Genomic DNA, 20605 nt, shown 5'->3' with positions numbered 1-20605 from the left:
AAATCAGCCCCTAAAGAGCTGACTACTTAAAATCATTAAACGCCTACTGTGGTTCTGTTTTGAGCGGCTTATCCAAAGGCACATTGTATAATCGTAACGCTTCTTTCATCACGTTGTGGAACACAGGTGCGACCGTTAGGCCCGCATAAATCTGACCGCGCGGATCTTCAATAAGCATGACGCCCACAAGCTTTGGATTAGACGCTGGTGCCATACCAGCAAAGACATTACGATACTGATCAGTATAGTAACCGCCTTCTGGATTGATACGGCGCGAGGTACCAGTCTTGCCTGCCACACGGTATCCGTCAATGGCAGCGGCTTTAGCTGTTCCACCTGCCTCGGTCACACTCTCAAGCATCTGTACAATAGACATCGCCTGCTCGCGCGCCATAATGCGTTTGCTTGGTTGCGGTTTGTCGTTCTTAATCAAAGTCAATGGGTGCATCACGCCACCTGCTGCGAGGGCTGAATAAGCCTGCGCTACCTGCGCTAGTGTCACTTGTAAACCATAACCATAACTGACTGTCGCACGGCGTGAGGTTTCTTTCTCTTTTGGCGTCACAATGAGACCACTGCCCTCACCTGGGAACTGTAAAGGTGTTTTTGAACCAAAGCCAAACTGTCGTTGCATATTAGTAATGGCATCAGGCGGTAGCGACAACGCAATCTTAGTCGAAGCCACGTTACTAGACTTCTGTAGTAGCGTTGCCATATTGATCATGCCCAAGTTATTATGATCGCGGATGGTATAGCCACGCACGCGAATTGAGCCTGGGTTGGTATCAATTAAAGTAGTCGGCGTATATTTACCTGAGTCTAGGGCGGCGGCAACGGTAAAGGGCTTCATCACTGAACCTGGTTCAAACACATCCAATAGCGCACGGTTACGCTGGTTTTCACCAGTCATCTCATTGAGATTGTTTGAGTTGAATGATGGCCATGTGGATAGCGCCAGCACTTCACCAGTCTGTACATCGACAATCATACCCGTCGACCAGCGCGCTTTTTGCAGACGCCCTGCTTTTTCTAGCTCTTTATAGAGCAAATATTGCAACCGCGAATCAATCGTCAGCGCCACATCTTTGCCTGGTATCTCAGGCTCAAGTTGCTTGATCTCTTTTAAGCTGTTTTGTTTGGCATCTTTTAAAACAAGCACCTTACCATCATCACCTGCTAAATCTTTTTCATACTGGCGCTCAATACCAGCACGTCCTTCATAACCACCCTCAGGGTCGTTGGCGTTTTGCCCCATAAATCCTAACAGCTGCGCGTTAGATTGCGGCTGCGGATAATAACGCTGAAAGAAGTTTTTCTCATGGACACCAGGGAAATCAAGCGAGCTAACACTTTGTGCAATCTCAGGTGTGACTTTATTGAGAAGGGGTAAATAATGCGAGCCTGCCCCAGATGGCAGTGCCGCTTTGACTGCTGCTTCATCGGTCACATCAATACTGTCATCGATTGCCGTGGCTTTTTTTAGCTCATCGACAGAGATGTTGGCAGCCGCAGCCAGCGTCGTCAGATCCATATTGTCCAAACGCTTTTGCATACGCGCCTGCAATTGTGGACTGCTAGGGTTGGTCAAGATAATACGTTTGAGCTCGTAGTATTCACTCGCGTAATCATGCGGGCTAAACGACACGGTCGCCAGCGGTGCGCTCACCGCAAGCGGTAAATCATTACGGTCGGTAATCATACCTCGATAAGATTTTTGCGTGCGCTCACTGGTAATAAGCTCATTACCTTTGTCTTGATAGAACTGCGCGTTGGCCACCTGAATATAGTAGGCACGGCCAATCAATAGCACCAATATAACCAGCGCCAAACCCCAAACGGTACGAAAACGGTTTTTGTCTTGCTCAAAGCCGCCACGAGAGGACGCGCCAGAGGCTTTACCTAAAAACCCTCTTTTACTCTTTGGGTTTCTGGCACTAGCCTGCGTCCCTTTCGTGTCACTCTTTTTTATACGATCAAATAGTTTGGCTTTACGACTGCCTGCCGCTTTATCACCCGTTTGTCCAGATTTGGCAGCGCTCGCACGGCGTAATGGTTTGGTCACCTTGCCACTGGCTGGTTTTTTGCTGGTGTTTTTTGCTGGTGTGGATTTAGGTTTTTTATCACTCATTGTCCTGCCTCCGCTACCGGTTCTTCAGGGGAGATATCGGTAGAGGCTCGTGGTCCGACCATATCTAAATCTAACTCATCGTCGTCATCATCAGAGACTACTGGTGCCAAGGCGGTGGCGACACCAGGCTGAATAATCAGCTTATCCTTCAATGTCGGTGAGTACATACCCAATTCCGCCACTGCACGACTGGCAATTTGCGGCGTGGCGCTAAAGGTTTGCTGCTCAATCAACAGACGCTGATGTTCTATTTGCAGCTTACGCTCTTGTTTTTTCATGTCTTGCAAGGTTTTATAATCCTGATGATATTGCTGAACGGCTTCGGCAGTCTTGATGCCGCTCCATACGATTGCGGCTGCCAAGAGCAGTAATACGACCACATAAATGCTCACCACATTAAACCGACGCACGAATAGCTCGCCGATATCGGTGTTATAGGGCGCGGCGGCGCGGCGGTTTGCAGGTTTGTCAGATATTGCCATGACGATCTCAAAAAGTGAACGTAAACGATAAAGTAGATAATGATCTGCAAGCAATGAACGCGTCATTGCTCAGTCATACCATTGATAAAAATAAAACCAAAGATAACCGTCTTATAGCGGCAACAGCCTACCGCTATAGCGATATGTCATATCAAAACCTGCTGTCTTACTAAACCTGCTATCTTGCAAAGTCGAATAGGTCGAATAAATAATCACGTTATTTTAGAGTAAAGAAGGACTGAGTTGCTTGATATCTCAGACACTCTCAACTAATAAATGACGGAAAATTATTTGCTGAGCCTAACAGACAATATTTACAGCTTTTTAACAGTGGCGTAGCGATTAAGACATTTATGCATCATTCAGACAAACAATAGCAATCATATGCGATTTGCTCGGTGTTTTCATCCATGATTTATGGCGCGGCCGTCTGCTGATACTCTGTGTCGGTGCGAGTTGCCATACGCAACCATGCACTGCGCGCGCGCGGGTTTTGACTCGTTTCAGCTTTGCTTGGGCCAACGCGTTTTGGCTTGCTAAAATAGCGCGGACGATTGGGCGGCATCGGTAGATTTTCATCTTCTGGATACTGCCCTTTGCTATGACGCTGCAAAAATTGCTTGATGCGGCGATCTTCTAATGAATGAAAACTAATCACTGCAAGCTGCCCGCCTGACTTTAAGATAGCAATACTTTGCTCTAAAAAGTCGTCGACATCGCCAAGCTCATTATTGATAAAAATACGCATGGCCTGAAAGCTTTGTGTGGCTGGGTGCTTGCCGCGCTGCCAATTGGGATGCGCCACTTTGATCACCTCTGCCAGCTCAAGCGTAGACTCATAGCTGTCCATCTGTTTGATAGCGCGCGCAATACGGCGACTATGACGCTCTTCACCAAACTCATAAAGAACATTGGCTAAGGTTTCGTCGTCAACCTGCTCGAGCCATTCGGCAACTGACTGGCCACGGCTGGTATCCATGCGCATGTCCACTGCCCCGTTGCGCATAAAGCTAAAGCCGCGGCTACCATCGTCAATTTGCGGTGATGAAATACCCAAATCCGCCATCAAGCCATCCACTTGCGTAATACCCATAGCAGCCAGACTGTCAGTCAAGGTCGCAAAGCTATCATGCACCACATGCACACGGCTGTCTTTACTTGCCAATTCCTGCGCCACGCTAATGGCTGTCGGATCTTTGTCAAAGACAATCAGTGTGGCGTCATCGGCAAGCTGACTTAATAGTAACCTGCTATGACCGCCACGACCAAAGGTCGCATCAACGTATATACCGCTTATATTTAAGCCATTTTGCTCGTTATTGCTTTGAGTAGCATTGCCTGTTTGCTTGGGTAGAGATTTTACACCCAGCACTGCTGCGACGGTCTCTGGCAATAGCACCGCATCGTGGATAAAATCCAGCTCATTAGACGGGGCAGAATCTTCTATCGACGATTGCAGGTTTTGAGCTGCATCATTTTCTATCGAAGAGGTGCTGATCGCAGGCTTAGGAGCAACCGCGACTGAAGAATGGTTAGCGTTAGCATTTGACTTAGATTTAGATAGGGACACAAACAACTCAATAGATGACGACCATACTGGCCAGTAATTGGATGAAAATAAACAAGTTATGACTTGCCTAGCGTTATTATCGCAAGGATACACGGGTAGTCAAGCACTAGAAGGGCTTTTCATTAAAAATATCACATGTCTCTGTTATACTAGCGCTATATTTTACGCTATTTCTTCACATCGACTTCATATCTTTCATCGCTATTTATACTAATAGCTTATATCGATAGTAAACTTTGAGACTTTTATCATGCAAACCTCTACTGACAGCAAGCGCCCTGTACGCACGCGTATCGCCCCATCACCAACCGGCTTTCCACACGTAGGCACTGCTTATATCGCCCTATTCAATTTGGCTTTCGCCAAAGCGCACGGCGGCGAATTTATCTTACGTATCGAAGATACCGACCAGACGCGCTCGACTGAGCAATCAGAGCAAATGATTTTGGATGCCTTGCACTGGGTTGGCCTAGACTGGAGCGAAGGTCCAGGTATTGGTGGTCCACATGCGCCTTATCGTCAGAGTGAGCGTAGTGATATCTACAAAAAACACGCTGAGATACTCATAGAGAAAGACCATGCGTTCCGCTGTTTTTGTACCAGCGAAGAGCTAGATGCTATGCGTGCTGAGCAAATGGCCAATGGCGAAACCCCTCGTTACGACGGTCGCTGTGCGCACCTCGCACCAGAAAAAACCGAGCAATTAGTAAGCGAGGGCAAACCACACGTCATTCGTATGCGTGTACCGACCGAAGGCACCTGTCAAGTACAAGACATGCTACGCGGTACGGTTGAGTTCCCTTGGACCCAAGTCGATATGCAAGTACTGCTAAAAACAGACGGCATGCCAACCTATCATTTAGCCAACGTCGTCGATGACCACTTGATGGAAATCACCCATGTCATGCGCGGTGAAGAGTGGCTGAACTCTGCGCCTAAGCATCAACTGCTTTATGATTATTTTGGTTGGGAAATGCCGACCCTTTGCCATATGCCGCTGTTGCGTAACCCTGACAAATCAAAACTGTCTAAGCGCAAAAACCCAACCTCTATCACTTACTATCGTGATGCAGGCGTACTACCTGAAGCGTTGCTCAACTATCTCGGTCGTATGGGTTACTCAATGCCTAATGATGCTGAGCAATTTACCTTAGAAGAAATGATTGCCAGCTTTGATATTCAGCGTGTGTCGCTTGGTGGCCCTATCTTCGATATCGAAAAGCTAAACTGGCTCAATGCAGAATGGCTACGTGCGCTTAGCCCTGAAGAGCTAAAGAATAAAATCCTTGAATGGGCCAGTAACAGTGACAAGCTCACCGCCATCGCTGCGGCAATTCAGCCACGTATCGAGCTATTGTCTGATGCGGTCAATTGGGGTGGCTTTTATTTCCAAAACCTACCTGACATCAACGCTGAGAGCTTCACCCATAAATCGCTTACCCCTGAGCAAATTATCGAGATGCTGCAATTAGCACTTTGGCAGCTTGAGACCTTACCGACTTGGTCAGAAGAAAACATCTACGCCACGCTAAAAGGCCTTGCTGCTCACCTCGACATCAAGATGCGTGACTTTATGGCGCCATTCTTTATTGCTATCGCTGGCAGCACGTCATCGACGCCCGTTATGAACTCCATGGCGATTATCGGTGCTGATATGACCTTGACTCGCCTGCGTCATGCGGTTGATGTGCTCGGCGGCCTTGGTAAAAAGAAACTCAAAAAACTTGAGAAGCAAGCGGCAGAGTTGCCAGATTTTTTGGCAGCTGCTGAGTAGTTTAGAAGCTGAATAACTTCTCTGCTAAATAGTTAATTAGCGAAACTTGTCGAGTGTAAAAGGGTCAGGCCATCTCTGGCCCTTTTTTCGTTATGAATCAGTAAAACCACCCTCGTACTATTAAACGTCTTTTATTAAATATTTTAATTGGAAACAAACATGGCCGCCAAAACCGTCACGATAGAAAGCAAAGATTATGTCTTTAACACATTAAAAGAAGCACAGAAATACTATGATGCCATCGTAAAGGAGCTGTTTGATGCAACTTTGACCCTGACCAAAGGTCAGGATTTTGAAGATTTAAAATGGATATACAGTACTTACTGTGGTTACACCAAGCATAATCTAGATAAATTAGGCGAATATGACATCATTGGCATCAAAGGTATCAGAACGATCAGAGAAAAAGGCGGTCAATATGTACCAACTGAATGCTGTGCGATTATTTTTTCTGATGGTAGCGAAACAGAATTTTATACCGATAAAGCCATCAAAGAGATCGCGCTTAAGCAAAATCCACGCTAATTTGGGTTTGTTGGGCCTTTAAAATAGGCTAAAACGCTTTTTTTTGCATATTTATGAATTATTTTTAAAATAGTGGTTGACAAGACTGCCGCTCTTACATAAAATACGCACACTCTTAGCGAGGGGCTATAGCTCAGTTGGTAGAGCACTTGCATGGCATGCAAGGGGTCAACGGTTCGACTCCGTTTAGCTCCACCATACTTATTTATAGCAACGCTCAGTATTACTGAAACGTAATCATAAATACTCGCTAGTAGGACGATATCAGCACCTAGGCAATGCTTATTTACTAAGCTATCTGATATTGTGAAGTACCGTTGTAATCACTGGTTATAACACTCTATGCGTCCCCATCGTCTAGAGGCCTAGGACACCGCCCTTTCACGGCGGTAACGGGGGTTCGAATCCCCCTGGGGACGCCACTATTCGGCGTCACTTATTAGCACTTTTGCTTAGCATTAGATCAGACTAATAAGCGAACACTAAAAAAGCCCAGTCATCATCCGGTGACTGGGCTTTTTTACATCTGTCATTTCTCCAATATGTCTTAACGCTGCTCTCACTACCTTATAGCTATCCGCGCTATTGCCAACCTATCTAATGCTCGCTACCATCTATCCCATCAGCATTTTATACAATATAAAAACACCCTACGACATATGGATTTTTGGTGCTATTACAGGAAGGGATTAGCTATGTTTGGTATTGAGAATTACATAGGGTTTGTCTTAGCCGCTATTTTGTTAAACCTCACGCCCGGCACGGATAGCATGTATATCATCACCCGCAGTGTCTCTCAAGGACAAGCGGCAGGGGTTTATTCTGTGTAAGGCATCACCACAGGTGCTTTGGTGCATACGTTATTCGCAGCGCTAGGACTGTCAGTACTGCTCGCCAACTCCCCTACGGCATTTATGCTCGTCAAATATATTGGTGCGGCTTACTTGTGTTATTTAGGCTTTAAAATGCTAACGAGCAAAAACTCGAACTCAATCGCAAACAGTTTGTCTAAAGCTCAGAATGTGACTAACCAAAAGGCTGTAGACGGCTGGAAAATCTATCAGCAAGGCGTGTTGACCAATGTATTTAATCCAAAGGTAGCCTTATTCTTCTTGGCGTTCTTCCCTCAGTTTATCGACGCTAGTTATGATTATGGCATGCTGTCATTTTTGATGTTAGGGCTGACTTTTGCCACCACAGGCTTTATATGGTGCTTATGTTTGGCGCTATTGGCTGCGCGGTTTAGTACACGCTTGCGGGAAAATCCCTTTATTGAAACAATGTTAAATAGAATCAGCGGTATGGTGTTTATTGGGCTGGGAATTAAGTTATTGACTGAAAAGGCTTAAAGAGTAAAGTAACAAGAAGAAAAAAGTCTTCCATAAAAAAGCCCAATCACCTACTTTGACGGAGATTGGGCTTTTTGTCATATAAAGCTTAACTAACTACTAGCCAGCTTCTTTACTCTCAGCAGCCAATTGACGTAGTACATAGTGCAACACACCGCCATGACGTACGTATTCGCGCTCTTTTGGCGTTTGTAGACCGACATTGACCTCAAAGGTTTCTGCCGAACCATCAGCACGCGTAGCTGTAACCGTGGCGACTTTGCTCTCGCCATTGTCAAGGCCTGTGATGCTCAGCACTTCAGAACCATCAAGGTTGTAAGTCTCCGCATCTTCATCGCCTTTAAAGGTCAATGGTAAGACGCCCATACCCACAAGGTTGGAGCGGTGAATACGCTCAAACGAGTTGGTCAACACCGCTTTCACACCCAGCAAAATCGTGCCTTTGGCTGCCCAGTCACGGCTTGAGCCTGAGCCATATTGCGCGCCGCCAAGTACCACGAGTGGACGCTTATCTTCTTTATACTTCATCGCCGCATTATAGATAGGCATTTCTTCGCCATCTTGTAGCGTAGCGCTATCACCTTTGAAGTAATAGGTATAGCCGCCCTCTTTGCCACCCATCATGGTGTTTTTGATACGAATATTGGCAAAGGTACCACGGGTCATGACTGCATCATTACCACGGCGTGAGCCATAGCTGTTGAAATCTGCTTCCATCACACCGCGCTCTTGCAAGTACTTGCCGGCTGGTGAGTCTGGATCAATGTTACCTGCTGGTGAGATATGATCGGTGGTGATTGAGTCACCAAATAGACCCAAAATACGTGCGCCTTCGATGTCAGGGATACCTTCTGGCTCCATAGTCATACCATCAAAGAACGGCGGGTTTTTGATATACGTCGATCCTTCATCCCATGGATATAATTGGCTATCCGCTGAACTAATTGCGTTCCATGCGGCACTACCGTCGAACACTTCGCCGTAGTTTTTGCGGAACATATCAGCGTCGATATTATTGGCAATTAGCTCGTTAATTTCTTCTGAAGTTGGCCAGATATCTTTTAAGAATACATCATTACCGTCTTGGTCTTGGCCTAGTGGATGGGTCGTCAGATCGATATCGACTGTACCTGCGAGCGCGTAGGCAACAACTAGCGGTGGTGATGCCAAGTAACTGGCCTTCACGTGCGAGTGAATACGACCCTCAAAGTTACGGTTACCAGATAGCACCGCTGCCGCTACCAAATCGTTCTCTTCAATGCCTTTTTCGATCTCCTCTGATAATGGGCCTGAGTTACCGATACACGTGGTACAACCATAACCGACGAGGTAAAAGCCTGTTTTTTCTAGCTCATCCATCAGATGGGTTTTTTCTAAATAGTCAGTAACGACTTTAGAACCCGGTGCGAGTGACGTTTTGACCCATGGCTTAGCTTTTAAGCCTTTAGCAGCGGCTTTTTTGGCAACCAGACCAGCACCAATCATAACGGCTGGATTTGAGGTGTTGGTACAAGACGTAATAGCAGCGATCACTACTGAACCATCACGCAATTTATGCTCTTTGTCGTCAATATTAACGCTTGAGAACACGTTATTAGCTGGCTGATAGCCTTTGCTATCGTCAGTTTCGGTATCAACATCGATGTTGGGTTCGGCTGCCAAGTGTTCTGCCTGCTCTTGCTCGCCGCCTTCTTGGTCAAAGCGTACTTTGCCTTCGACTTCTGACTTGCGATCTTTGGTCATTTTTTCTAACGTTTCGCCAAACTTCTCATGCATATCAGACAAATTGATACGCTGCTGTGGCAAGTTCGGCCCTGCTAATGCTGGCTGTACTGACGACAGATCGAGCTCTAGCTTGCTCGAATAAGTCGCCGCTGGCGTATCGGCATCGTGCCATAGACCTTGCGCTTTGGCATATTTTTCGACCAGTTCAATCTGCGCTTCTTCGCGACCTGATAGACGTAAGTAATCAATCGCCATTTGGTCAATCGGGAAAATACCACAAGTCGCGCCATATTCTGGTGACATATTGGCAATGGTGGCACGATCTGCAAGCGGCATACTGTGTAAGCCTTCGCCATAAAACTCGACGAACTTGCCAACCACACCATGCGCACGTAGCATTTCAACGACACGTAATACCAAATCAGTTGCAGTAACACCTTCGGTTAGCTTGCCTTTTAGCTCAAAACCGACTACTTGCGGAATCAGCATCGAGGACGGTTGACCGAGCATCGCCGCTTCGGCTTCGATACCGCCCACACCCCAACCAAGTACGCCAATACCATTAATCATGGTGGTATGGCTATCTGTACCAAATACCGTATCTGGATATGCCATCAGCTCGCCGTCAACATCCGCTGCCATTACGACGCGCGCTAGATACTCAAGGTTGACCTGATGCACAATACCCGTCGCTGGTGGCACGACCACGAAGTTTTCGAAGGCTTGCTTGCCCCAATGTAAAAACTCATAGCGCTCGTTGTTGCGTTTAAACTCAATCTTTTCGTTCAAATCGAGCGCGTCTTCTCGGCCATAGGCATCGACCTGTACAGAGTGATCGACGACCAGCTCACTAGGGATAAATGGGTTAATCTGTTCCGCTTTGCCGCCAAGCTCGACCACTGCATCACGCATCGCAGCCAAATCAACGACTGAAGGCACACCAGTGAAATCCTGCAATACCACGCGCGCTGGCATAAAGGCGATTTCTTTTGACGCCTCAGCACCTGCATCCCAATTGGCAACGGCTTCGATATGGTTTTTGCCGACTGATTGACCACCGTCTTCGTTACGTAATAGGTTCTCTAACACCACCTTCATACAAAAGGGTAGCGTTTTGATATGCTCGTAGGTTTCGGTCAGTTTGGGCAGGCTGTAGTAGGCATGTTCCTTGCCAGCAACTGAAAGGGTGTCTTTTACATTAAAAATATCACTCATGATAGCTTCCTTATCGTTGTTATAGATCCTAGACATAAATTATTATAAGTTTATGTATAACTGGTGGCTCAATAGATGGTCGATATATCTTTAATCAGCAGAGCAGTTTAATAAAACTGTCTAATGTGACTGTGTGTTAACAAAAGAGATAACCATCTCTTTCCTGTTTAACAGAAACGTCCTTTTACCATAACAAACATATGAGGCTTTGTTAACGTCTGGACGTTGTCAAATCGTGGCACAATCGTAAACGTAACAAAGGTTTGGCTAACCAATCTTGAGTGACTCATTCCTATTTATTTTTTATTTTTCTGACGGCGTCCACTGCGAAATACATAACTGTCTTCATAAAAGTCAGTATCGGTATTTTCTACCCAGAAATGCGGCACGCCTAAAATAGGAAGCGGCGCAAGTTGGCGCGGTGTCACGTCATCTTTTGATAATAATGTGTCCATGTATTCGGCAACTTTGTCATCCAAAAAACGTATACGCTCAGCTAATGGTAGGGTAAAGAAACTTTGCGTCACATGGATGACAATGCTGTGAGCGCATAACGATTTACGCGGACATAGCAACTGCTCTAGTAAGGCATGCCCGAAGATATAGACTGCGGCCTGAGCACTGCTATTAGATTGTATTGGGCTATCCCATTTAGCACGGGGCGTCACCAAACTTGCCTGCCAGTCGAAATCAACCAATGCCTCACCGATATTAGGGTCTGCCGTGACCAGCACCGCCCCATTTTCATCAAACACCGTAATAGTGTCGCGCACACGCCCTCGGCGCTCACTAATGCCTTGTTTGTCGATTTCCAGCATATGGTAATAATTCAGCACCGCTTTTGTTTTTGGAAAGGTCAGCCAAATACTACCGTTAAATAAGTCATGCAAGTTATCACGCGTCGGAATGTTGCCAGTTGTACCGATGAAATGCTCATAAGCCTCCCCGTCGGGCAAAGCGTTTTGAGAGACAAATTGTAGCGTTTGAGGCGTTCGGTTATGGGTAGGTTTGGTCTGGGGTAATGACTGCTCTAAATGACTGGCCTGCTGCGTCATCGCCGTTTTTAAGACGTTGGCAATTGTGTCAGGCGTATTGATATCAGAAGCATTTACATACTGCTCATCTAAACTATCCGATTCACTTAAGCTATTCTGCTGACTTGGCCTACTGAGATGCTCAATGCTGTTGCTGAGGTAATTTAGTTGAACAATGTGTGACAACCATGGTGCTTGCCAATCAATCTCAGCAAAACTGTTATCAAGCTTGCCTTCTATGACAGGCGAATGGTCAGTATAGGTATCAGAATCAAGTTTGGCAGGTAAATCGTTGGCAGGCATAGAAGCTCTCTCTTACGGGCTATCTCTATTAGACGTATGGACGGTCTATGGTATCATGGTGCGCTTTTTTACGGCTAGATACACCGCTCGAAAGGTCTTTTTGAGCGCTATGGATGAATGAGTTTTATGGCAAATTTTAATACCCACTTAAATGTCGCTTTTATGGTGAGCGGCACCCTGAGTTTGACGGTTTATAAAGCAGGATTGATTGATGATTCAGGGTTTTTAGTATGCGTGGCGCTTGGTACCATCGGTGGATTGCTGCCAGATTTGGATTCGGATAACTCAACGCCGATTAAGCTGGGTTTTAATATTACCTCGTTTGTCTTTGCCTTTGGCTTGGTCATGCACTGGCGCAGTGATTTGAGCTTGCTGGCATTGATCGCATTATGGCTGGCGGGTTATGGTTTTATGCGTTATGTGATCTTTCATATTTTTACCACTATGACCGTACATCGCGGCGTTATCCACTCTGTGCCGTATATGGCGATACTTGGACTGGGGTTGACCTGTTTAAGCTACTATGGCCTACATCTACCGCTGACGACCAGCTGGTTTTATGGTCTGTTTTTATTCGGTGGCGCGATGGTGCATTTGTCATTGGACGAGCTGTATAGCGTCAATTTGTCCAATATGAAAATGAAACGTTCATCGGGCACGGCAATGAAGTTTTATCAGCCAAAAGACAAATGGTGGTATCTGCTCTTATATACTATCCTTGCACTACTGGTATATGTCGCCCCGCCCTTCGAGATGTTTTGGTCACGACTGAGCGACCCTTCTGCATGGGCGCAGCTCAAAGTCGGTATCTTGCCAGAGTTAATAAAAAGTATGCTGCAATAAAGTTATCATAAGACCATTAAGCATAAACGAATAAACCCAGACGAATATTAGAGTCAAATATGCAACCTTCCCTACATACTTGCCCTTGCCAAATCAATCCATCAGCAGAGACGGTAAACACGGCTCTATCCTACCAAGACTGCTGCCAGCCGTACCACGAATCGCTTACCGCTCCTGATGCTGAGCGGTTAATGCGGTCGCGCTATAGTGCCTTTGTATTGATTAAGCCAGAGTATCTCGTCAAGACCACAGTGCCTGCGCAGCAAGGCTTACTTGACGTTCAGGCAATTAAGAGCTGGGCAAAAGAGACAGATTGGGCAGGACTAGAAATCGTAGAGCACACGCCAAAGCTTGGTAAACGTCATGCACAGGTTGAGTTTAAGGCATATTTTAATACCAAAGATAATGCAGGTAATTTAGCAGGAAAAATACAGGCGCATCATGAGTTGTCTATTTTCGTGAATGTAAAAGACAAAAATAGTGACGATGCGCATTGGTATTTTTTAGATCCAACGGTTGCGATGACGGTGACGCAAAAGCAACCGTGCATTTGCGGATCTGGAGAAAAGTTTAAGCGGTGTTGTGGGGCTTATATTTAAACAACATTAGATATCTATTAACCGCTAAACACTCGCCCCAACTTCCCTTGCAATCGCAATGCCTTCGTCCACTGTTAAAAACTTGCGCTGACTTGGGCTGTCTTTATAAATGACATCACCATCTTGAAAAATTAAGCATTCATTGACGGCCAACTGTTGCCATTTTTCATTTTCAGTCAATGGCACAGTGACTAGAATAGTAACTTTATCTGTGTCTGTGGTCACATCACCAAAGTTAATCGCCATATCATCATCAGCGAGTTTCGCTTCACCAAATGGCGCTTTACGTGTGAGATAAAATAGCAAGCTACCTGCATAAGCCAGTTGCCACCTGCCGTTGGATATTAAGCAATTAAATAGACCATTGGCAGATAGATAACGACATTGCGTAGTCAAAAAATTAAACAGCGTCTTGTCATCAGGACGCGATTTAAAGCTACTCTTTAGACGATTGACCAAATAACAAAACGCCATTTCAGAGTCAGTATTGCCTACTGGCTGGCAATGCGCGGCATTGCCATTGTCTTGCAGGCGCTGACAGCGTTTGATAAATTCGCTATTCATCTGTCCATTGTGCGCAAATACCCACTGCTCACCCCATACTTCGCGGACAAACGGATGGGTGTTTGCCAAACAGTTCTGCCCTTGCGTCGCTTTACGAATATGCGCAATGACGTTCATGGCTTTGATTGGATAGTTATTGACCAAATCGGCGACTGGTGACAGATGGCTTGGACGATTGTCATGAAACAGACGCAAGCCCGTTGAGTCATTTGCCGTCTCATCGTTCGTTTTGTCACTATTGCTGCATTCGCTGCGCTCAAAAAAGGCAATGCCAAAGCCATCTTCATGACTGTCCGTCATCCCGCCGCGCTTGCGAAATCCTGCAAAGCTAAAGCCAATATCCGTTGGGGTATTACAGTTCATTCCTAAGAGTTGACACATTTATAAAGTACCGCCGTTATTGTCGTCTATTATTGCATTGCCTTGAGTAGCATTGCTTTGATTGGCAGATAGCGCATCAAAATCAGCGTCACTCATCTCATCAAGCAAAGCGGCACCATCAGTTAGGATGGTATCCAAAATGCGCTGAGCTTCTGCCAAGTCGGTGTCTTCTACCCAGAGAACGATACCAGAGTTCATACCAGGGATCGCACTGAGCGGCTGCAAGGACACGGTTATGCCGTTATTACGTAAAAGGTTGGCATGCAGCTCGCCTTGCATATTGGTATCAAAGCGCGCCAGTTTGTGCCAGTTATCAACTTGATCGGTCATGGGGTCGCCTCTAAGGTTTCGGTACTAAAATTAGTACTAGCATTGGTACTAGAATAAATGAATAAGCAATGCTTACGATAATTGATCGAGCGTATACTCTTTGATTGCAAACCCACTACTATTTAATGTTTCCTGCGCTTGCTCAGCTTGGGTGATACTGCTAAACACGCCGACTATTTGATTGTCTGGTTTGTTTAATAGTACAAATACGGTATTTTTCGACTTTTCAACATGCGCCCAATGGTAAGCGGCCAGACGTTTCATCAAGTCAGGGTTTTTGACCATGATGTTATCACCCGTACGGCCTTCGGTACGGTTGTAGTGAATCACGTTTAGGCGTAATAACCAGAAAATCACCGCTGCCTTTGCCAGCATAACAGGTAGTGCACGGTTTTCGTCGTTATTTAACGGGCGGATCGATTCATAACCTTGTAAGAATGCTGCCATTTTACTGCGGTCAAAGTTAACGGATTCGCCTTGCTCTGCAACGCCCCACGTGGTACAAAAATCATTGATAGTAATGGCTATATCCATCACGTAATGCTCGACACTGACTTCGGTAAAGTCCAACAGGCCTGTCAGACGCGCTTCGCCTTTTTGTAGATTCCATAAGGTATTGTCGGCAAACATATCTAAATGGCATAGACCTTTTGGTAAGGTTGCCAGTGGCAATTCTGAATAAGAGCGCCAGATATCGCTCATCAGCTTGGCTTCGTCACCTGGCATGAACTGCATTTCACGGTCACGCACGTCGCTCCATGGATACAAAGGCACGCCGTACTGCTCGCTGGGTTGCAGTGCTTGGAGTGTCTCATGCAGCATCGCTAATGCCGCGCCAATATCATGACACATTGCTTGCGTGGTTTGCTCGGGATGTGAGCCTGCTAGGCATGGCACTAGCGTAATCGCTTTGTCTTCATAATGGATGACATAGCGTTTATCATCGATGTCGCCATCCGCCTGAGCACTATTTGATTCAATAACGGCTAGCGGCGCGGCGACTGGTAGCTTGCCATTTAATTGATTGAGGATAACGGCCATTTTTTCGATATCAGCGGGCGGACGCTCTTCAAATAACGTAAACACGTAAGAGTAGGTACCATCTACATCGTCAGTCGTTTGAATAAACCAGTTTGAGTTTTTAATACCCTGAGTGATCGGAATCGCGCGGGCAAACGACACGCCAAAGCTTTGGCAAAAGGCGGCAAACTGATCATCGGTTAACTGGGTATAGACGGACATGACATCTCACTTATAGCAATTGAATAAGAAGTTAAATAGGATAAATTTCTGCGGTAATGACAGTAATTGTACCGCGCATGATAAAACGATGGTAAAAAGCGTAATAATCTTGCGAAAACCTGCCTGAAATAGCAGTGATTTTGCTAGACTAGCGCCTATGAATTGATTATAAGGTGAAAGACCCTATGTTAGCAAAGCGTATCATTCCTTGCTTGGACGTTGACAATGGCCGCGTGGTCAAAGGCGTGCAGTTTGTCGATATCAAAGATGCAGGCGATCCTGTCGAAGTCGCCCGCCGCTACAATGAACAAGGCGCTGATGAGATTACTTTTTTAGATATTACTGCGACCAATGACGAGCGCGATACCACTTATCATACGGTTGAGCGCATGGCTGAGACGGTATTCGTTCCGCTGACTGTTGGCGGCGGCGTGCGTAAAATCGCTGATATCCGCAATTTACTCAATGCGGGCGCGGATAAAGTGGCGATTAACTCAGCAGCCGTATTTACGCCGGAGTTCGTTGGTGAAGCCGCGCAGAAATTTGGTAATCAATGCATCGTCGTTGCCATCGATGCCAAACGTGTCGCTGATATCAACGTCGATGGTATCGTCGTGCCACGTTGGGAGATTTTCACTCACGGTGGCCGTAAGCCAACGGGTATCGATGCCGTTGCTTGGGCGAGCAAAATGGCTGAACTGGGCGCTGGTGAATTACTAGTCACTTCGATGGACGGTGATGGCACCAAAAAAGGCTATGATTTGGCGCTGATGAAGCAAATTACGAGCCGCGTCAATGTACCCGTTATCGCCTCAGGCGGCGTTGGTAATTTGCAACATTTAGCCGAAGGTGTATTAGAAGGCGGCGTCGATGCCGTACTTGCCGCCAGTATTTTTCACTTTGGTGAGTATACGGTACAAGAGGCCAAAGAATATATGGCAGCGCAGGGAATACAGATGCGTCTTTAGTACGCTCGTAATATACAAATAAAACCCAAAAAAATGCTATCATAGCGCTAACCATTTATTTTCGTTCAATTAACTCGGGCAACGCCAAAATAATAGGCGACCAAGTCAATTGAACGCATCAGATTATTTAGCTATTTATTGACGCCTATATTTCAATTGAACGCTTACTAAGCAAAGGATTTTTTATGTCGAATTTACAACAGCAGCGCAACGACGTGACTCATATCGATGGTAACTTGCATCAGAACGCTGACGCTCGCATTGGTATCGTTGTTGGTCGTTTTAATGGTTTTGTCGTTGAGTCATTGGTCGATGGTGCCATCGATGCCCTACTCCGTCACGGCGTATTGGGTAGCAACATTACTGTTATCCGCGTTCCTGGTGCATTCGAGCTACCACTTGTCGCTCAACGCGCTGCTGAGTCAGATCGTTTTGACGCGATTGTGGCATTGGGTGCAATCATCCGTGGCAGCACCCCGCACTTTGATATTGTAGCCAGCGAGTCGGCCAAAGGTTTGAGTGCTGTGGCAATGGATTATAATATTCCTGTTGCTAACGGTATCATTACTACTGACAGCATCGAGCAAGCTATCGAGCGCTCTGGTACAAAAGCAGGTAATAAAGGCTCTGAAGCTGCGATGGTTGTGCTAGAGATGATCGCTGTTTTGTCACAGCTAGACATCGACGACGATATCGATGAAGCATAAGCTTTAAAGCTCAAATTTATTAGTTTAACTGGTGCTGCTATTGAGCAATAGCAGCACTCCATAGCCCAAGCCAGCTATCAAAATAATTGGCTATTTTTTGAATTTTCGCCGTATTTCTATACCCTTTAAAATTTTGAATAAACAAAGCTAAAAAGTTACTTTGTTAATTTATATTTTGACTGGGTATCATCTCAAAAATTTAGGTACAGACCCCCTATGACTGACCAACTCAAGCGCGCTATCAGCGCTGCGAAAACCGCACAAGCCAATCAAGCTGAAGCTACCCGTATAGCGAGCAGTAGTGCAGGTGATCAAACCTTCGATATGAGTGAGTCTTCTTATAAGACCAGTCACACTGCTATCCGTAAGGCGCGCCGCTTTGCCATGCAAGGTCTATACGAGTGGCTCGTCACCGACCGCCGCTTTGATGTAGATGGCAAGCTTGGCTGGAAAGACAATGCTCCGCACGATATTGCTGCTCGCACGCGTGCAACCAATGCCATGCATACCGTCCATATCGGTTATTATCATGAAATGATGCGCGACATCCCAGAGCAGATTGAAGCACTCGATGCGCTTATCAGTCAGCATCTCGATCGTGAAGTTGATAAATTAGATACGGTTGAACATGCTATTTTGCTGATTGGTGCCTATGAGCTACAAAACCGTATGGAGATTCCATATAAGGTTGTGCTTGATGAAGCGATGAAGCTAAATAATCACTTTGGCGCGACTGACGCTCACAAACTGATCAATGCGGTACTGGATAAAATGGCTGGTGAGCTGCGTGCTTTAGAGGTACAAGCAGACACCAATGCCAATCTACGTACGTCACAAAAAGCGGCGGCTAAACAATCTGAAGCGAATTCGGCTGAAGTCACGGTAGCTGACAATATCGAAACGGCTACTGAAACAGAAAGCGCGATCGATAATGCGCCGACTGCATCAAACAAGCCACGTATCAGCGCCAACAAAGCTAACGTTAAACGCAGTAGTGCCAGTAAAGCCAGTGCCAATATCAGTGATTTCAAGGCGAGCAAGAAAAACGCTAACGATACCAAAGACTAAGACTAGTTATGAACGAGTTTGAGCTGATTGAGCGTATATTCTCACAGATGCAGGCCAAACATGCGCCATTAGCTGGTATCGAAAAAGGTATCGGTGATGACGCGGCTGTGATGGCATTGCCAGTAGGATCACGCTTGGTTAGCTGCATTGATACACTGGTTCAAGGGCGTCACTTTCATGCTGACTTTGCACAAGTAGATAAGCTTGCGTTTGAAATTGGTTATAAAGCTGTCGTGGTTAATGTTTCAGACATTGCAGCGATGGGCGCGACCCCACATAGTATTTTGCTAGCGTTGGCATTGCCTGAGCGTCTAGCGAATCATGAATGGCTCACGACATTTGCCAAAGGATTGTTTCATGCCTGCCAGTTGTTTGGCGTCACGCTGATTGGTGGTGATACGACGCGCAGTGAGCGCCTAGTGCTGAGTGTCAGCGCACAAGGGTTACTTGCCGCAGATACGCCAGCCGTCTATCGTTCGGGCGCGCGGGTGGGCGATAAAGTCTATGTCTCAGGTACATTGGGTGGTGCCGCCTATGCGCTACAGCATCCTGACAGTGCACAAGGCATAGAACTGGCGCATCGCTTGCACATGCCGACGCCGCGCATCGCTTTGGGTGCAGCATTAGCAGGAGCTGGTGCCACATCGATGATCGATATCTCTGACGGTCTTTATCAAGATCTTGGACATATCTGTCAGCAAAGCTCAGTTAGTCTGCGTATTCATTTAGATCAGTTACCGAGTAGCGAGTCACTAGCCACAGTAGAGTTATCTGAGCGTTTGTTATGTCAATTAGCGGGCGGCGATGACTACGAATTGGCGTTTACCTTGCCTGCACATATTGAACCACCTGTTACCAATACGCCTGTCACTTGTATTGGAGAAGTCGTTGCGCTCGCAGATTTTATTGCGACAGATGCCAAATCGCCTAATCACCCACATCTTGAACTGTTTTATCAAAATCAGCCAGTCACACCGACTCAATCTGCACCCTTCTCTACGTGGCCCAATCTCACCGGTTATCAACATTTCACAGGCTAATCCATGACTGATCAACACCTATCTAAGCCTGATATCCGACAAGCAAATGACTGCCCACCGCTACCAGTCGGTGCCAGTATGCTTGACCGCATGGTTTATTGGCTCGGACTAGGTTTGGGCAGCGGTCTACCTCGACGCGCGCCCGGTACGTGGGGCACGGTTGGTGGTCTGATTGTGGGTGTGCCGCTCATGAGCTTGGGTTTTATCCCTTTTTTAGTGCTAACGATTTTATCGTGTTTGGTTGGTGTTTGGATTTGCGGGCGTACGTCTGAGTTGATGCAGGTACACGATGATCCGCATATTGTGTGGGATGAATGGGCTGGCATGTGGATTACCCTATTGCCATTATCTTACATTCTGTCCTATGTATTTCCTACTTCTGAAAGCACCTTGTCGATAATGATGATGCCGATGTTTTGGGGCTGGCTACCGACTGCTTTTATCCTGTTTCGCGTATTTGATATTTTAAAGCCGCCACCGATTGGCTGGGCAGACAAAAAGGTTGCGGGCGGCCTTGGGGTAATGTTGGATGACATTATTGCAGGGATTATGGCAGCAGTGATTTGGCTGATTATTTACATCATTGTGATGATGTTTATGTCTTTTTGATATTGCTCCGCAAAAATAATTACTTCGATTTAGCCTTCTTGCTCATTTGATTTTGCTTGCTTAGGTTTTGGTTATTCAAGTTACAAAGCTTGCACGTCATAATTTTTTTTGTGCAAGTTTTTACGCTATAATTCAACATTATATTTTGT

At 46.2% G+C, this 20605-nt stretch carries 18 protein-coding genes, 2 tRNA genes and 1 pseudogene; 13 read left to right on the top strand and 8 right to left on the bottom strand.

The annotated features are described in order from the left end of the window. Positions 1-43: 43 nt before the first annotated feature. The 3 genes from QO189_RS11385 to rsmH all read right to left on the bottom strand — a co-directional run bounded on the left by QO189_RS11385 (position 44) and on the right by rsmH (position 4057). Complete coding sequence (locus QO189_RS11385) at positions 44-2128, bottom strand: peptidoglycan D,D-transpeptidase FtsI family protein (RefSeq protein WP_371532803.1); 2085 nt, start codon at positions 2126-2128, stop codon at positions 44-46. Further along, a complete protein-coding gene (locus tag QO189_RS11380; protein WP_371532849.1) occupies positions 2125-2610 on the bottom strand; it encodes a cell division protein FtsL in 486 nt (161 codons plus the stop codon). The genes QO189_RS11385 and QO189_RS11380 overlap by 4 nt, the downstream gene beginning before the upstream one ends. Positions 2611-3025: 415 nt before the next feature. After that, a complete protein-coding gene (rsmH, locus tag QO189_RS11375) occupies positions 3026-4057 on the bottom strand; it encodes a 16S rRNA (cytosine(1402)-N(4))-methyltransferase RsmH (protein ID WP_371532848.1) in 1032 nt (343 codons plus the stop codon). 370 nt (positions 4058-4427) lie between these two features. Between rsmH and gltX the strand changes: the two genes are divergently transcribed. The 6 genes from gltX to QO189_RS11345 all read left to right on the top strand — a co-directional run bounded on the left by gltX (position 4428) and on the right by QO189_RS11345 (position 7828). Continuing rightward, on the top strand, positions 4428-5954 hold the full coding sequence (gltX, locus tag QO189_RS11370) for a glutamate--tRNA ligase (protein WP_371532847.1): 1527 nt from the start codon (positions 4428-4430) through the stop codon (positions 5952-5954). A 159-nt stretch (positions 5955-6113) separates the two neighbouring features. Then, positions 6114-6479, top strand: a complete 366-nt coding sequence (locus tag QO189_RS11365) for a hypothetical protein (RefSeq protein ID WP_371532802.1) — start codon at positions 6114-6116, stop codon at positions 6477-6479. A gap of 122 nt (positions 6480-6601) precedes the next feature. Then, a tRNA-Ala gene (locus QO189_RS11360) sits at positions 6602-6677 on the top strand. A 148-nt stretch (positions 6678-6825) separates the two neighbouring features. Continuing rightward, a tRNA-Glu gene (locus QO189_RS11355) sits at positions 6826-6901 on the top strand. Positions 6902-7174: 273 nt separating this feature from the next. Then, positions 7175-7309 (top strand): hypothetical protein, encoded by a 135-nt coding sequence (locus tag QO189_RS11350; protein WP_371532801.1) that lies wholly within the window; start codon positions 7175-7177, stop codon positions 7307-7309. Positions 7310-7330: 21 nt separating this feature from the next. Continuing rightward, entirely contained in the window at positions 7331-7828 is a 498-nt protein-coding gene (locus tag QO189_RS11345) for a LysE family translocator (RefSeq protein ID WP_371532800.1), read from the top strand. A gap of 99 nt (positions 7829-7927) precedes the next feature. Here QO189_RS11345 and acnA read toward each other — a convergent pair whose 3' ends face one another. Together acnA and QO189_RS11335 are read right to left on the bottom strand one after the other, a co-directional pair. Beyond that, positions 7928-10768, bottom strand: coding sequence for an aconitate hydratase AcnA (acnA, locus tag QO189_RS11340; protein ID WP_371532799.1), 2841 nt, complete (start codon positions 10766-10768; stop codon positions 7928-7930). Positions 10769-11064: 296 nt separating this feature from the next. After that, positions 11065-12105 (bottom strand): DUF3025 domain-containing protein, encoded by a 1041-nt coding sequence (locus tag QO189_RS11335; RefSeq protein ID WP_371532798.1) that lies wholly within the window; start codon positions 12103-12105, stop codon positions 11065-11067. A 126-nt stretch (positions 12106-12231) separates the two neighbouring features. Here QO189_RS11335 and QO189_RS11330 point away from each other — a divergent pair, with 126 nt between their 5' ends. Next, the gene (locus QO189_RS11330) at positions 12232-12948 is read left to right on the top strand and encodes a metal-dependent hydrolase (RefSeq protein WP_238038599.1); all 717 of its coding nucleotides are present in this window, start codon (positions 12232-12234) and stop codon (positions 12946-12948) included. 59 nt (positions 12949-13007) lie between these two features. Further along, complete coding sequence (locus tag QO189_RS11325; RefSeq protein WP_371532797.1) at positions 13008-13547, top strand: YchJ family protein; 540 nt, start codon at positions 13008-13010, stop codon at positions 13545-13547. A gap of 24 nt (positions 13548-13571) precedes the next feature. Here QO189_RS11325 and QO189_RS11320 read toward each other — a convergent pair whose 3' ends face one another. The 3 genes from QO189_RS11320 to QO189_RS11310 form a co-directional block, all read right to left on the bottom strand. Continuing rightward, positions 13572-14492, bottom strand: a complete 921-nt coding sequence (locus QO189_RS11320; RefSeq protein WP_371532795.1) for a class II glutamine amidotransferase — start codon at positions 14490-14492, stop codon at positions 13572-13574. Next, positions 14493-14822 (bottom strand): hypothetical protein, encoded by a 330-nt coding sequence (locus tag QO189_RS11315; RefSeq protein ID WP_371532794.1) that lies wholly within the window; start codon positions 14820-14822, stop codon positions 14493-14495. 72 nt (positions 14823-14894) lie between these two features. Beyond that, positions 14895-16064, bottom strand: a complete 1170-nt coding sequence (locus QO189_RS11310) for a homoserine kinase (protein WP_371532793.1) — start codon at positions 16062-16064, stop codon at positions 14895-14897. Positions 16065-16249: 185 nt separating this feature from the next. Here QO189_RS11310 and hisF point away from each other — a divergent pair, with 185 nt between their 5' ends. From hisF to QO189_RS11285, 5 genes and pseudogenes are all read left to right on the top strand, one after another. Continuing rightward, positions 16250-17032, top strand: coding sequence for an imidazole glycerol phosphate synthase subunit HisF (hisF, locus tag QO189_RS11305; RefSeq protein ID WP_371532792.1), 783 nt, complete (start codon positions 16250-16252; stop codon positions 17030-17032). A 185-nt stretch (positions 17033-17217) separates the two neighbouring features. Then, the gene (gene ribE / locus QO189_RS11300) at positions 17218-17739 is read left to right on the top strand and encodes a 6,7-dimethyl-8-ribityllumazine synthase (protein WP_058023462.1); all 522 of its coding nucleotides are present in this window, start codon (positions 17218-17220) and stop codon (positions 17737-17739) included. A 216-nt stretch (positions 17740-17955) separates the two neighbouring features. Further along, a pseudogene (nusB, locus tag QO189_RS11295) lies at positions 17956-18786 on the top strand (transcription antitermination factor NusB); the annotation flags it as partial. Positions 18787-18815: 29 nt separating this feature from the next. Next, the gene (gene thiL / locus QO189_RS11290) at positions 18816-19847 is read left to right on the top strand and encodes a thiamine-phosphate kinase (protein WP_371532791.1); all 1032 of its coding nucleotides are present in this window, start codon (positions 18816-18818) and stop codon (positions 19845-19847) included. A gap of 3 nt (positions 19848-19850) precedes the next feature. Further along, positions 19851-20456: a phosphatidylglycerophosphatase A gene (locus QO189_RS11285; RefSeq protein WP_371532790.1), complete on the top strand. Its 606-nt coding sequence runs from the start codon at positions 19851-19853 to the stop codon at positions 20454-20456. The last annotated feature ends 149 nt before the right edge of the window (positions 20457-20605 follow it).

Origin of the sequence: Psychrobacter sp. Arc29, from assembly GCF_041431175.1 — a bacterium.
GTDB lineage: Bacteria > Pseudomonadota > Gammaproteobacteria > Pseudomonadales > Moraxellaceae > Psychrobacter.
This window is presented reverse-complemented; position numbering and strand designations above follow the sequence as displayed.